Genomic DNA, 12,822 nt, shown 5'->3' with positions numbered 1-12,822 from the left:
CATGTCGGTCGATCCACAAAAACTCCTGCGCGAGCTGTTCGACACAGCCATCGCCGCCGCCCACCCCCGCCAGGTCCTCGAACCCCACCTGCCCGCCGACCGTAGCGGCCGGGTCATTGTCATCGGCGCCGGCAAGGCCGCCGCCGCCATGGCCGAAGTGGTCGAGAAAAGCTGGCAGGGCGAAGTCTCCGGCCTGGTGGTCACCCGCTACGGCCATGGCGCCAGCTGCCAGAAGATCGAGGTGGTCGAAGCCGCCCACCCGGTCCCCGATGCCGCCGGCCTGGCCGTGGCCAAGCGCGTGCTCGACCTGGTCAGCAACCTGAGCGAAGACGACCGCGTCATCTTCCTGCTGTCCGGCGGCGGCTCGGCCCTGCTGGCCCTGCCCGCCGAAGGCCTGACCTTGGCCGACAAGCAGCAGATCAACAAGGCCCTGCTGAAATCCGGCGCCACCATCGGCGAGATGAACTGCGTGCGCAAGCACCTCTCGGCGATCAAGGGCGGCCGCCTGGCCAAGGCCTGCTGGCCAGCCACCGTCTACACCTACGCGATTTCCGACGTGCCGGGCGATCTCGCCACGGTCATCGCCTCCGGCCCCACCGTGGCCGACCCAAGCACCTCGGCCGACGCCCTGGCGATCATCAAGCGTTACAACATCGACGCGCCCAAGGCCGTCATCGACTGGCTCAACAACCCGGCCTCCGAAACCGTCAAGGCCGATGATCCGGCCCTGGCCCGCAGCCACTTCCAGCTGATCGCCAGGCCCCAGCAGTCGCTGGAGGCCGCCGCGGTGAAAGCCCGCCAGGCCGGCTTCAGCCCGCTGATCCTCGGCGACCTGGAGGGCGAGTCGCGCGAGGTGGCCAAGGTGCATGCCGGCATCGCCCGGCAGATCGTCCTGCACGGCCAACCGCTCAAGGCCCCCTGCGTGATCCTCTCCGGCGGCGAGACCACCGTCACCGTGCGCGGCAATGGCCGTGGCGGACGCAACGCCGAGTTCCTGCTCAGCCTTACCGAAAGCCTCAAGGGCCTGCCGGGCGTGTACGCCCTGGCCGGCGACACCGACGGCATCGACGGCTCGGAGGATAACGCCGGCGCCTTCATGACCCCGGACAGCTTTGCTCGCGCCGAGGCCCTGGGCCTGTCGGCCAGCGATGAGCTGGACAACAACAATGGCTATGGCTACTTCGCCGCGCTCGACGCGCTGATCGTCACCGAGCCGACCCGCACCAACGTCAACGACTTCCGTGCCATCCTGATCCTCGAGACTCCGCAATCATGACGCCTGATAAAAAAGTCAAAATCCTCGCCACCCTAGGGCCTGCGATCAAAGGCATCGATGACATCCGCCAACTGGTCGAGGCCGGGGTGAACATCTTCCGCCTCAACTTCAGTCACGGCGAGCACGCCGACCACGCCCTGCGCTACCAGTGGATCCGCGAAGTCGAGCAGCAGCTCAACTACCCGCTGGGCATCCTCATGGACCTGCAGGGTCCGAAGCTGCGGGTCGGTCGTTTCGCCGACGGCAAGGTCCAGCTGCAACGCGGCCAGGCCCTGCGCCTGGACCTGGACAAGACCCCGGGCGACAGCCGCCGGGTCAACCTCCCGCACCCGGAGATCATCGCCGCGCTGGAGCCGGGCATGGACCTGCTGCTGGATGACGGCAAGCTGCGCCTGCGCGTCACCGCCAAGCACGGCGACGCCATCGACACCGAAGTGCTGGCCGGTGGCGAGCTGTCCGACCGCAAGGGCGTCAACGTGCCCCAGGCGGTGCTGGACCTCTCCCCGCTGACCGAAAAGGACCGCCGCGACCTGGCCTTCGGCCTGGAGCTTGGCGTGGACTGGGTAGCGCTGTCGTTCGTCCAGCGTCCTGAAGACATCGTCGAGGCGCGCCAGCTGATTGGCGAGCGCGCCTACCTGATGGCCAAGATCGAGAAGCCCTCGGCGGTCGAGCAGCTGCAGGCCATCGCCGAGCTGTCCGACGCGATCATGGTCGCCCGTGGCGACCTGGGCGTGGAAGTGCCGGCCGAGAGCGTGCCGCAGATCCAGAAAGGCATCATCGGCACCTGCCGCCAGCTGGGCAAGCCGGTGGTGGTGGCCACCCAGATGCTCGAATCGATGCGCTTCTCCCCGGCCCCGACCCGCGCCGAAGTCACCGACGTGGCCAACGCCGTGGCCGAAGGCGCGGATGCGGTGATGCTGTCAGCCGAGACCGCCTCGGGCGACTATCCGCTGGAAGCGGTGCAGATGATGAGCAAGATCATCCGCCAGGTGGAGAACGGCCCGGACTACCAGGCCCAGCTCGACGTCGGCCGGCCCAAGGCCGAAGCCACGGTGTCCGATGCCATCAGCTGCGCGATCCGTCGCATCAGCGGCATCCTGCCGGTGGCGGTGCTGGTCAACTACAGCGAGTCGGGGAATTCCACCCTGCGCGCCGCCCGCGAGCGGCCACGGGCGCCGATCCTCAACCTGACGCCGAACCTCAATACGGCGCGCCGCCTGAGCGTGACCTGGGGCGTGCACTCGGTGGTCAACGACCGCCTGCGCCAGGTCGACGAGGTGGTCTCCACCGCGCTGGAGATCGCCCAGGCACAAGGCATGGCCAGCCGTGGCGACACGCTGCTGATCACCGCCGGTGTGCCTTTCGGCAAGCCGGGTTCGACTAACACCTTGCGGATCGAGACCTTGGTTTGAGATCGCCGGGGGCGCTCTGCGCCCCTTTCGCGGCACAAGGCCGCTCCTACAGGAGACCGCGATCCCTTGTAGGAGCGGCCTTGTGCCGCGAAAGGAGGGCAAAGCCCTCCCGATGCACCGAACCTGCGGAAAACCGAGGCCCAAAGAGGCCCACCGCTCCCCCACTCACCTTGCCGACTGCCCATGTACACCAAGAATTTCGTTAACCCGTGCCCCGACTGGGCCACGGCCTTGCTCAACGGCTTCAGCCAGGTGCTGCTGCTGCGCAATCCCCTGTGCGGCCTGTGCTGCCTGCTGGCCATCCTGCTGACCGCGCCGAACCTGGTCGGCGGCGCCCTGCTCGGCGCCCTCGCCGGCCTGCTCACCGCCCAGCGTCGTGGCTACGACCGCGCCGACCGCCAGGCCGGGCTGTACTGCTACAACGGCGTGCTGATCGGCATCCTGATCAGCGCCGTGCTGCCTTGGTCGGCGATCCTGCCGCCGCTAATCATCGCCGTCGGCGGCCTGTCGAGCATGCTCACCCACCAGTGGCGCAAGCGCGGCGGCAAGCTGCTGGTCGCCTACACCGCGCCCTTCGTGCTGCTGGGCTGGGCCACCTTGCTGCTGGCCGAGCCGTCGGCCAATAGCTATGTCGAGGCCGATCCGGTGTACGCCCTGCTGGGCGGCGTGGGGCAGATCTTCCTGCTCGACAAGCCCATGGCCGGCCTGCTGATTGTCATCGGCATGTACTTCGCCAATCCCTATGCCGCCACCTGGGCGCTGATCGGCTCGGCCATCGGTGGTGGTGTCGCGTTGCTGGCGGGCGAGGCACAAGGGGCCTGGCTGGGACTGTATGGCTTCAATGCGACGCTGGCCGCGCTGGCCTTCAGTCGCCAGGGTGAGAAGCCTTGGGTACCCCTACTGGCGATTGCACTGGCGCTGCTGTTGCAGCCGCTGTTCAAGTTGTTGCCCATTGCCGGGTTGACTGCACCGTTCGTGATTGCTTGCTGGCTCCTGAACCTAATCATGACACTCATAAAGACAAGTAAGCGCATACCTCAAATCACTTAGAATTATTACGATTCGCCCCCATTTTATCCTGAACATAGGTCAAATCGCGCGAATATACAAAATCTTGTTTTGAAGCAGTACCAGTTACTTCTGGAATCGGTCCTTCCGGGGCCGGTTTAAACCCAAGGCCGCGCATCAACCCATATGTTTGATCGGTAGGATTAATGATAAATAAATCCCCCTTCCGATAAAACTCCTCAGAACCAGAAACCTCCTTAGGTCGCAGCCTAGTGATGGCCTTGCCCCCGATCATTCTGAAGTCCACCCCACCTTTTCTATCCTTGCCCGCGTGATAGAACTCGACTGTTTCACCTAGATTCAAGCGTGCTTTCAGGTAAGGTTTCAAATCGCTTGAAATCCCGGCATATTTCATCTTCTTAGTAAGATCTGTTTTCCCAAAAAACAATTTCTTGATACTGAATTTCCCATCAGGATCAAAGTTGTTAACCGGCTCACCTTCACAATAGGCATAAGCATTTAGCCCCCCTTCTCCAAATGGACTGAGGGCGTCTGGGCTTGAAAAACGCATAAACGGTAGATAATAGAGCCTGTGTCCATTCCCCAGCAGATAGCCGTGCACGTCACCTTCCAGCAACTGCCCATTGAAACCAACCGCGCCCTTGCGCACCGGGTCAGCCAAGTATCCATAGGCCGTGTAGCTCAGCATTCGCTGCGCCGTTCCGTGTGCGCTCAACACTGAACCTGCCAGATCACACTGAAGCAGCGCGCAGGCGGGCACCTTCAAATCATTGATCCGCTCAGACATGCCAAGAACTCCATCTCCAGGTAGGTTGCTTTTCAGGCCCATGGTGCGCCAACCCGGCAAGTCGCAAAACTGGCATTTCTACCAGGCCGCCCTGGCGGCTCAAGACGTTGCAACCAACGGCAGCAACCTTCTACGCTTGCTGTTCACGCTTTCGGAACCCGCCCCATGTCCACCCCGCCCTCCCTGCGCGAACGCCTCTACATCATCGTCTTCCAGACCGACACCGTCGCCGGGCGTCGCTTCGACAAGATCCTCCTGCTGATCATCCTCGCCAGCCTGGTCACGGTGATCCTCGACAGCATCGACGATGTTCACCAGAACTACGCCGGGCTGCTGGCCGGCATCGAGTGGGGTTTCACGGCGATCTTCCTCGCCGAGTACATCACCCGCCTGTACTGCTCGCCCAAGCCGCTGCGCTATGCCTTCAGCTTCTACGGGCTGGTCGACCTGCTGGCGATCGTCCCCGGGATCATCGCCCTGTACTACAGCGACGCCCAGTACCTGCTGATGATCCGCGTTATCCGCATGCTGCGGATCTTCCGCGTGCTCAAGCTCAGCCCCTACCTGAAGCAAGCCCACTACCTGCTGGCGGCGCTGCAGGGCAGCAAGCAGAAGATCATCGTGTTCCTGGTCAGCGTGTCGACCCTGGTCACGGTATTCGGCACATTGATGTACGTGATCGAAGGGCCGGAGCACGGCTTTACCAGTATCCCCAAAGGGATCTACTGGGCCATCGTCACCCTGACCACCGTGGGCTTCGGCGATATCGTGCCGAAGACGCCGCTGGGGCAGGTGCTGTCATCGCTGGTGATGATCACCGGTTACTCGATCATCGCCGTGCCCACCGGGATCTTCACCGCCGAGCTGGCCAATGCCCTGCGCGGCGAGCAGTTGCAGCATGACTGCCCGACCTGTGCCAAGCACCACCATGAGCATGGCGCGGCGTTCTGTTCGCGCTGTGGCAATGCGTTGTTTCCCAAGCAGTGAGGCTGCCTGTGCTGGCCCTTTCGCGGGTAAACCCGCTCCCACAGGGATATCGCAGTATTCAAGAGCTGCTCTATACCTGTGGGAGCGGGTTTACCCGCGAAGAGGCCGGCACTGACAACGACATAACCAAAGACCGTTTTGTTCTTTAACCCACGCAAAGCCACCCGCTATAGTCGCTGGCAAAGCGCCAACCCTTTGAACCAGAACAAGGAATGCCCCCAGTGAAAAAACTCTTCAGCGCCTCGCTGCTCGCCGCGGGCCTGGCCCTGGGCAACCTCGCCCAGGCCGCCCCGACCCTGCTCAACGTCTCCTACGACGTGATGCGCGACTTCTACAAGGACTACAACCCGGCGTTCCAGAAGCACTGGGAGAAAGAGCACAACGAGAAGGTCAACCTGCAGATGTCCTTCGGCGGCTCGAGCAAGCAAGCGCGCGCGGTGATCGATGGCCTTCCGGCCGACGTGATCACCATGAACATGGCCACCGACATCAACGCCCTGGCCGACAACGGCAAGCTGGTGCCGGACAACTGGGTGAGCCGACTGCCGAACAACAGCGCGCCGTTCACCTCGGCCACCGTGTTCATCGTGCGCAAGGGCAACCCCAAGGCGCTGAAGGACTGGCCGGACCTGCTCAAGGACGGCGTGCAGGTGATCGTGCCCAACCCCAAGACCTCGGGTAACGGCCGCTACACCTACCTCTCGGCCTGGGGCTACGTGCTCAAGCAGGGCGGTGACGAAACCAAGGCCCGCGACTTCGTCGGCAAGCTGTTCAAGCAGGCGCCGGTCCTGGACACCGGTGGCCGCGCCGCCACCACCACCTTCATGACCAACCAGATCGGCGACGTGCTGGTGACCTTCGAGAACGAGGCCGAGATGATCGCCCGCGAGTTCGGTCGCGACCAGTTCGAGGTGATCTACCCGAGCGTGTCGGCCGAGGCCGAGCCGCCGGTGAGCGTGGTGGACAAGGTGGTGGCCAAGAAAGGCACCCAGGCCGTGGCCGAGGAATACCTGAAGTACCTGTGGTCGCCCGAGGCCCAGGAGATCGCCGCGAACAACTACCTGCGCCCGCGTGACGCCACCGTGCTGGCCAAGTACACCGACCGTTTCCCGAAAGTCGACTTCCTGTCGGTGGAGAAGACCTTCGGCGACTGGCGCACCGTGCAGAAGACCCACTTCAATGACGGTGGCGTGTTCGACCAGATCTATACCAACAAATAACCAACGTCCCCTGTAGGAGCGGGCTTGTCCCGCGATGGCGTCAGACCAAGCAATGATGTTGCCTGTTCTGACGCCATCGCGGGACAAGCCCGCTCCTACAAGAGTCCTGCCTCAGGCCTGCTGGCGGAACACCAGCGCCTTCAGGCCACCTTCCGGATCCGCATCCGGAAACTCCGGCGGATTCTCCAGCCGCTCGACGAACGCCAACCCCGGCGCCTGCTCGGCCATCCCCTCGATGAGAAACTGCGGCCCGATCCCCGGATCGTTGACACAGGCCAGCACCGTGCCGCCTTCGTTCAGCAACTCCGGCAAACGCCGGAGGATCTTGGCGTAGTCCTGGGTCAGCACGAAGCTGCCGCGCTGGAAGGTCGGCGGGTCGATGATGATCAGGTCGTACGGCCCGTACTTGCGCACCTTGCCCCACGACTTGAACAGCTCATGCCCCAGGTACGCGACCCGCGAGGCGTCATGGCCGTTGAGCCGGTGGTTGTCGCGGCCCCGTGACAGCGCCGACTTGGCCATGTCCAGGTTGACCACCTGCTCGGCGCCGCCGGCGATCGCCGCCACCGAAAAACCGCAGGTGTAGGCGAACAGGTTGAGCACGCGCTTGCCGCCCGCCTGCCCGCGTACCCAGCGTCGGCCGTAGCGCATGTCGAGGAACAGGCCGTTGTTCTGGCGCACGCCCAGGTCGAGCAGGTACTTCAGGCCATCCTCGACCACCTCGCGCTGCTGGCACGGCTCGCCCCACAACCACTGGCCGGGGCTGTCCGGCAGGTAGCGGTGCTGCAGCAGGATGGCCTGGCCGGTCCACTGCGGGCGTTCGGCCAGCGCCATCAGCATCGCTTCGAGCTCCGCCAGCTGGCCCTCGGGCGGCTCGCGGAACAGCGCCACCAGCAGCACGCCATCGAGCCAGTCGACGGTGATCTGCTCAAGGCCCGGCCAGCAACGGCCACGGCCATGGAACAGGCGGCGGGTCTCCTGCGGGGCGGGATCGAGGGCGGCGAGCAGGTGCTGCTCGAGGGTGGCGATGGCTGGGCTCATGTCGGCTACGGTCAGGCAAAAGCGCCATTCTACCCGCTCGCGGCCGGGCCGGGCGGTCATCGATGAAGGGGATGAGAGGGTTTGCGGCACTTTTGTCGCTTTTTTCTTGCCGGAGCGCTGTGGATAGTGCGGCCATCCCTCCCAGAAACCGGATCACTGCCATGTCACCCTTGAAAGTCGAATTCTTCCACGATGTCGTCTGCGGCTGGTGCTTCGTCCTCGCCCCGCGCCTCAAGCAGCTGCAGGACGAACTCAACCTGGACATCCAGCACCGCAGCTTCATCCTGCAGACCAGCCGCGAGGCGATGGTCGAGCGCTTCGGCTCGATGCCCAAGGCCAAGGAAACCATCCTCAGCCACTGGCTGTCGTGCTCGCGCGCCGAGGACGTCAAGCGTATCAACATCGAAGCCATGCGCCAGCAGGACTTCGAATACCCCACCGGCCTGCTCGCAGGCCTCGCCTGCCAGACCGCCAAGGCACTGGGCGGCAACGAAGGCCATGAGCGCCTGTTCGACCGCCTGCAGGAAGCCCACCTGGTGCAGGCCCGCAACATCGGCGACCGCGCCACCGTGCTGGCGGTCGCCGCCGAGGCCGGCTTCGACCCGCAGGCCTTCGCCACGGCATTCGACCAACAGGCCCCGCAGATGCTCGATGAAGAACTGGCCCTGGGCCGACGCCTGGGCATCAGCTCCGTGCCCAGCCTGGTGATCGATGGCCGCTACCTGGTCCCCGGCGCCCTGAGCCTCGAGCAACTGCGCCAGACCTTCATCCAGGTCCGTGCCAACCAGAACCAGGCACAAGGAGCCGCACAATGAACAATCGCTACTGGATCGCCGCCGGCGCCTCGCTGTCGCTGCTGACCATGGCCCTGCTGCCCGCCCCGAAGGTGATGGCCAACGACGCCCCCGCCGCCCAGGTCAACGCCACTCCGGTGGCGGTCGCCCGGGTGCAGTCCGGCCCGATGCCGCAGGTGCTCAGCGCCGTCGGCACCCTGGAGGCGGTGCACCAGGTCAATGTCTCGCCGGAAGTCGGCGGGCGCATCACCGCGCTGGAGTTCACCGCCGGCAAGGCCGTGGCCGCCGGCCAAGTGCTGGTCAAGCTCAACGACGCGCCCGAGCGCGGCGAGCTGGCCAAGCTGCAGGCCCAGGCCAAGAACGCCAAGCTGGCCCTGGAGCGCACGCGCAAGGTGCTGCCGCTGGCCTCCACCCAAGCCCAGCTGGACCAGGCCCAGGCCAACTACGACCAGTTGCTTGGCGAGATCGCCCAGGTCCAGGCGCAGATCGCGCAGAAGACCATCCGCGCCCCGTTCGCCGGCGTGCTGGGCATCCGCAAGGTCAACCTCGGCCAGTACGTCAGCCCCGGCGACAGCCTGGTGACCCTCACCGAGCTGTCGCGCCTGCACGTCAACTTCCCGCTGCCCGAGCAGTCCGCCGCCGCCCTGCAGGCGGGCCAGGCCATCACCCTCAAGGTCGATGCCTGGCCGCAGCAGCGCTTCGTCGCCGCGGTGACCACCCTGGAGCCGCAGATCGATCCGGGTGCCCGCTCCATGCAGGTGCAGGCGACCCTCGACAACCCTGGCCAGCAACTCAAGCCGGGCATGTTCGCCAACGTCAGCATCGAGCTGCCGAGCCACGCCGACGTGCTCAGCGTGCCGGAAACGGCGATCAGCTACAGCGCCTACGGCAACTCGCTGTACGTGCTGCGCGAGAAGGACGGCGCGCTGCGCGTGGAGCAGGTGTTCGTCAAGCTGGGCGCGCGCCGCGACGACCGCGTGGTGGTGCTCGATGCGCTGACCCCGGGCGACCGCGTGGTGGTGTCCGGGCAGATCCGCCTGAGCAATGGCATGCCGGTGCGGGTCACCGACGACACCCTGGCCGCCAGCACCACGCGCAAGCCGGACCTGGCCCAGCAGTAATGGGTTTGCGTGCCACTGAAAAGGACCTGTAGCACCATGAAATTCACCGACCTGTTCATCCGCCGCCCGGTACTGACCCTGGTGGTCTGCGCGATGATCGTCATGCTTGGCCTGCTGGCGCTGCTGAACCTGCCGATCCGCCAGTATCCGCAGCTGGAAAGCGCGACCATCACCATCACCACCGAATACCCCGGCGCCCGCTCGCAACTGATGCAGGGCTTCGTCACCCAGCCCATCTCGCAAGCCGTGGCCTCGGTCGACGGCGTCGACTACCTGAGCTCGACCTCGACCCAGGGCAAGAGCGTCATCAGCGTGCGCCTGAAGCTCAACGCCGACTCCAACAAGGCCCTCACCGAGATCATGGCCGCCGTCAACCAGGTCAAGTACCGCCTGCCCGAAGGCGCCTACGACTCGGTGGTGGCCAAGTCCTCCGGTGAAGGCACAGCGGTGATCTACATCGGCTTCTCGAGCAAGGACATCGGCCTGCCGGCGATCACCGACTACATCTCGCGGGTGGTGCAGCCACGCGTGGCGGCCATCGACGGCGTGGCCGAGGCGCAGATCCTCGGCGGCCAGAAGCTGGCCATGCGCCTGTGGCTGGACCCGGCGCGCATGGCCGCGCGCAACCTGTCGGCCAGCGACGTGGCCGAGGCCATCCGCCAGAACAACTTCCAGGCCGCCCCCGGGCAGACCAAGGGCCAGTACGTCTCGGCCAACATCAACATCAACACCGACCTGACCAGCGTCGACCAGTTCCGCCAGATGGTGGTGCGCCGCGACGGCGACACGCTGATCCGCCTGAGCGACATCGGCACCGCCGAGCTCGGCGCCACCTCCTATGACACCAGCGGCATCATGGACGGCGAGCCGGCGGTGTTCATCGGCCTGCACGCCACCCCCGCCGGCAACCCGCTGACCATCGTCGGCGCGGTGCAGGAGATGATGCCGCAGATCCGCGAGACCATGCCGCCGGGCATGACCGCCAACATCGTGTTCGAGGTGGCGCGCTTCATCCAGGCGTCCATCGATGAAGTGGTCAAGACCCTGATCGAAGCCGTGGTGATCGTCGCCGTGGTGATCTTCCTGTTCCTCGGCTCGCTGCGCAGCGTGCTGATCCCGCTGGTGACCATCCCGCTGTCGCTGATCGGCGCGGCGGCGATCATGAGCCTGTTCGGTTTCAGCATCAACCTGCTGACCCTGCTGTCGATGGTCCTGGCCATCGGCCTGGTGGTGGACGACGCCATCGTCGTGGTGGAGAACGTCCACCGCCATATCGAGGAAGGCAAGTCGCCGTTGCAGGCGGCGCTGGTCGGCGCCCGCGAGATCGCAGGCCCCGTGATCGCCATGACCCTGACCCTGGCTGCGGTGTACGCCCCGATCGGCCTGATGGGCGGGCTCACCGGCGCGCTGTTCAAGGAGTTCGCCTTCACCCTCGCCGGCGCCGTGGTGGTGTCCGGCGTGGTGGCGCTGACCCTGTCGCCGGTGATGAGCGCCTTCCTGCTCAACCGCCAGGCCAGCGAAGGGCCGATGGCCCGTGGCGCCGAGCGCTTCTTCCAGTGGCTGGGCAAGGGCTACGGCCGCGTGCTGGACGTGTCCCTGCACCACCGCTGGCTGACACTGGCAATTGCCGCGGCGGTATTCGTCAGCCTGCCGATCCTCTACCTCGGCGCCCAGCGCGAGCTGGCGCCGGTCGAGGACCAGGCCCAGGTTCTGGCGGTGGCCAAGGCGCCGCAGTACGCCAACATCGATTACACCGAGATGTACGCGCACCGCATGGACCGCCTGTTCGCCACCTTCCCGGAAACCGACATCACCTGGGTGGTCAACGGCAACGACGGCCCGCGCACCGCGTTCGGCGGCGCCAACCTGAGCACCTGGGAAAAACGCCAGCGCAGCGCCGACCAGTTGCAGGCCGAAATCCAGAAAGCCGTCGGCGAGATCGAGGGTGTGGCCATCTTCGCCTTCCAGCTGCCGCCGCTGCCCGGCTCCACCGGCGGCCTGCCGGTGCAGATGGTGATCCAGAGTTCCCAGGACCACCGCGTGGTGTTCGACGCCATGGACAAGATCAAGCAGGCGGCCATGGCCAGCGGCCTGTTCGCCGTGGTCGACAGCGACCTGGACTTCAACAGCCCGCTGGTCAACATCAACATCGACCGCAGCAAGGCCAACGACCTGGGCATCAGCATGCAGGCCATCGGCGACGCCCTGGCGGTGCTGGTGGGCGAGAACTACGTCAACCGCTTCGCCCTCGACGGCCGCTCCTACGACGTGATCCCGCAGGTCGCGCGGGCCCAGCGCCTGTCGGCGGAGATGCTGGTCGGCCAGTACGTCAAGGCCGCCAACGGCGCCCAGGTGCCGCTGTCGACCCTGGTCAGCTTCGACATGTCGATCGAGCCCAACAAGCTGACCCAGTTCAACCAGCTCAACTCGGCCACCCTGCAGGCGGTGCCGGCGCCGGGCGTGAGCATCGGCGACGCGGTGCAGTTCCTCGCCGCCCAGGCCAATGCCCTGCCCACCGGCTTCAGCCATGACTGGCTGTCCGATGCCCGCCAGTTCGTCCAGGAAGGCAGTGCCCTGGTGGTGACGTTCATCTTCGCCATCCTGGTCATCTACCTGGTGCTGGCGGCGCAGTTCGAAAGCCTGCGCGACCCGCTGGTGATCCTGGTCAGCGTGCCGATGTCGGTGTGCGGCGCGCTGATCCCGCTGTACCTGGGCTACGCCACGGTGAACATCTACACGCAGATCGGCCTGGTGACCCTGGTCGGCCTGATCAGCAAGCACGGCATCCTCATGGTCGAGTTCGCCAACGAGCTGCAGCAGGCCGACCAGCTCGACCGCCGCACGGCCATCGAGCGCGCCGCGCAGATCCGCCTGCGGCCGATCCTGATGACCACCGCGGCCATGGTGGTGGGCCTGGTCCCACTGCTGCTGGCCAGCGGCGCCGGTGCCCACAGCCGCTTCAGCCTGGGCCTGGTGATCGTCATCGGCATGCTGGTCGGCACGCTGTTCACCCTGTTCATCCTGCCCACCGTGTACTCGCTGCTGGCCAAGGACCACCGCGCCAGCGAAGACCCACGCCTGCAGGAACTGGCCGCCTACACCCAGCCGGCCTGACCCCTTCGCCCGCCCTCCCCGTGGCAGCCGTGATCGGCTGC

General features: G+C 65.6%; 10 protein-coding genes. 8 read left to right on the top strand and 2 right to left on the bottom strand.

Annotation, left to right across the window (positions count from 1 at the left end):
• Position 1: 1 nt before the first annotated feature.
• The 3 genes from K2O50_RS08140 to K2O50_RS08130 all read left to right on the top strand — a co-directional run bounded on the left by K2O50_RS08140 (position 2) and on the right by K2O50_RS08130 (position 3,738).
• On the top strand, positions 2-1,276 hold the full coding sequence (locus K2O50_RS08140; RefSeq protein WP_028692834.1) for a glycerate kinase: 1,275 nt from the start codon (positions 2-4) through the stop codon (positions 1,274-1,276).
• Complete coding sequence (gene pyk / locus K2O50_RS08135; RefSeq protein WP_050706609.1) at positions 1,273-2,688, top strand: pyruvate kinase; 1,416 nt, start codon at positions 1,273-1,275, stop codon at positions 2,686-2,688. The genes K2O50_RS08140 and pyk overlap by 4 nt, the downstream gene beginning before the upstream one ends.
• A gap of 183 nt (positions 2,689-2,871) precedes the next feature.
• Complete coding sequence (locus K2O50_RS08130) at positions 2,872-3,738, top strand: urea transporter (RefSeq protein ID WP_220689985.1); 867 nt, start codon at positions 2,872-2,874, stop codon at positions 3,736-3,738.
• Here the strand turns inward: K2O50_RS08130 and K2O50_RS08125 are convergent.
• Entirely contained in the window at positions 3,731-4,504 is a 774-nt protein-coding gene (locus K2O50_RS08125; RefSeq protein ID WP_082337807.1) for an RHS repeat-associated core domain-containing protein, read from the bottom strand. The genes K2O50_RS08130 and K2O50_RS08125 overlap by 8 nt on opposite strands.
• Before the next feature lie 165 nt (positions 4,505-4,669).
• Between K2O50_RS08125 and K2O50_RS08120 the strand changes: the two genes are divergently transcribed.
• Both K2O50_RS08120 and K2O50_RS08115 read left to right on the top strand, forming a co-directional pair.
• The gene (locus K2O50_RS08120) at positions 4,670-5,491 is read left to right on the top strand and encodes an ion transporter (RefSeq protein WP_050706611.1); all 822 of its coding nucleotides are present in this window, start codon (positions 4,670-4,672) and stop codon (positions 5,489-5,491) included.
• Positions 5,492-5,712: 221 nt separating this feature from the next.
• Positions 5,713-6,711, top strand: coding sequence for a sulfate ABC transporter substrate-binding protein (locus tag K2O50_RS08115; protein WP_050706612.1), 999 nt, complete (start codon positions 5,713-5,715; stop codon positions 6,709-6,711).
• A gap of 111 nt (positions 6,712-6,822) precedes the next feature.
• Here the strand turns inward: K2O50_RS08115 and K2O50_RS08110 are convergent, their stop codons facing one another.
• Positions 6,823-7,752 carry a class I SAM-dependent methyltransferase gene (locus K2O50_RS08110; protein WP_050706659.1) on the bottom strand — a complete coding sequence of 310 codons (930 nt, stop codon included), beginning with the start codon at positions 7,750-7,752 and terminating at the stop codon, positions 6,823-6,825.
• A 161-nt stretch (positions 7,753-7,913) separates the two neighbouring features.
• Between K2O50_RS08110 and K2O50_RS08105 the strand changes: the two genes are divergently transcribed.
• From K2O50_RS08105 to K2O50_RS08095, 3 genes are read left to right on the top strand one after another with little or no spacing between them, the layout of a single operon-like run.
• On the top strand, positions 7,914-8,567 hold the full coding sequence (locus K2O50_RS08105) for a DsbA family protein (protein WP_050706613.1): 654 nt from the start codon (positions 7,914-7,916) through the stop codon (positions 8,565-8,567).
• Positions 8,564-9,667: an efflux RND transporter periplasmic adaptor subunit gene (locus K2O50_RS08100; RefSeq protein WP_050706614.1), complete on the top strand. Its 1,104-nt coding sequence runs from the start codon at positions 8,564-8,566 to the stop codon at positions 9,665-9,667. Before K2O50_RS08105 ends, K2O50_RS08100 begins: the two co-directional genes overlap by 4 nt.
• A gap of 36 nt (positions 9,668-9,703) precedes the next feature.
• Entirely contained in the window at positions 9,704-12,781 is a 3,078-nt protein-coding gene (locus tag K2O50_RS08095; protein ID WP_050706615.1) for a MexW/MexI family multidrug efflux RND transporter permease subunit, read from the top strand.
• The last annotated feature ends 41 nt before the right edge of the window (positions 12,782-12,822 follow it).

The organism is Pseudomonas sp. 2hn, assembly GCF_019646095.1.
GTDB classification, from domain to species: Bacteria; Pseudomonadota; Gammaproteobacteria; order Pseudomonadales; family Pseudomonadaceae; genus Aquipseudomonas; species Aquipseudomonas peradeniyensis.
The sequence above is the reverse complement of the archived record's forward strand: the minus strand, read 5'-3'. Positions and strand labels throughout refer to the sequence as shown.

Coding starts and splice junctions, on each gene's coding strand:
- K2O50_RS08110 (WP_050706659.1), bottom strand. CDS start 7,752: ATGAGCCCAGCCATCGCCACCCTCGAGCAGCACCTGCTCGCCGCCCTC.
- K2O50_RS08125 (WP_082337807.1), bottom strand. CDS start 4,504: ATGTCTGAGCGGATCAATGATTTGAAGGTGCCCGCCTGCGCGCTGCTT.
- K2O50_RS08130 (WP_220689985.1), top strand. CDS start 2,872: ATGTACACCAAGAATTTCGTTAACCCGTGCCCCGACTGGGCCACGGCC.
- pyk (WP_050706609.1), top strand. CDS start 1,273: ATGACGCCTGATAAAAAAGTCAAAATCCTCGCCACCCTAGGGCCTGCG.
- K2O50_RS08120 (WP_050706611.1), top strand. CDS start 4,670: ATGTCCACCCCGCCCTCCCTGCGCGAACGCCTCTACATCATCGTCTTC.
- K2O50_RS08095 (WP_050706615.1), top strand. CDS start 9,704: ATGAAATTCACCGACCTGTTCATCCGCCGCCCGGTACTGACCCTGGTG.
- K2O50_RS08105 (WP_050706613.1), top strand. CDS start 7,914: ATGTCACCCTTGAAAGTCGAATTCTTCCACGATGTCGTCTGCGGCTGG.
- K2O50_RS08100 (WP_050706614.1), top strand. CDS start 8,564: ATGAACAATCGCTACTGGATCGCCGCCGGCGCCTCGCTGTCGCTGCTG.
- K2O50_RS08140 (WP_028692834.1), top strand. CDS start 2: ATGTCGGTCGATCCACAAAAACTCCTGCGCGAGCTGTTCGACACAGCC.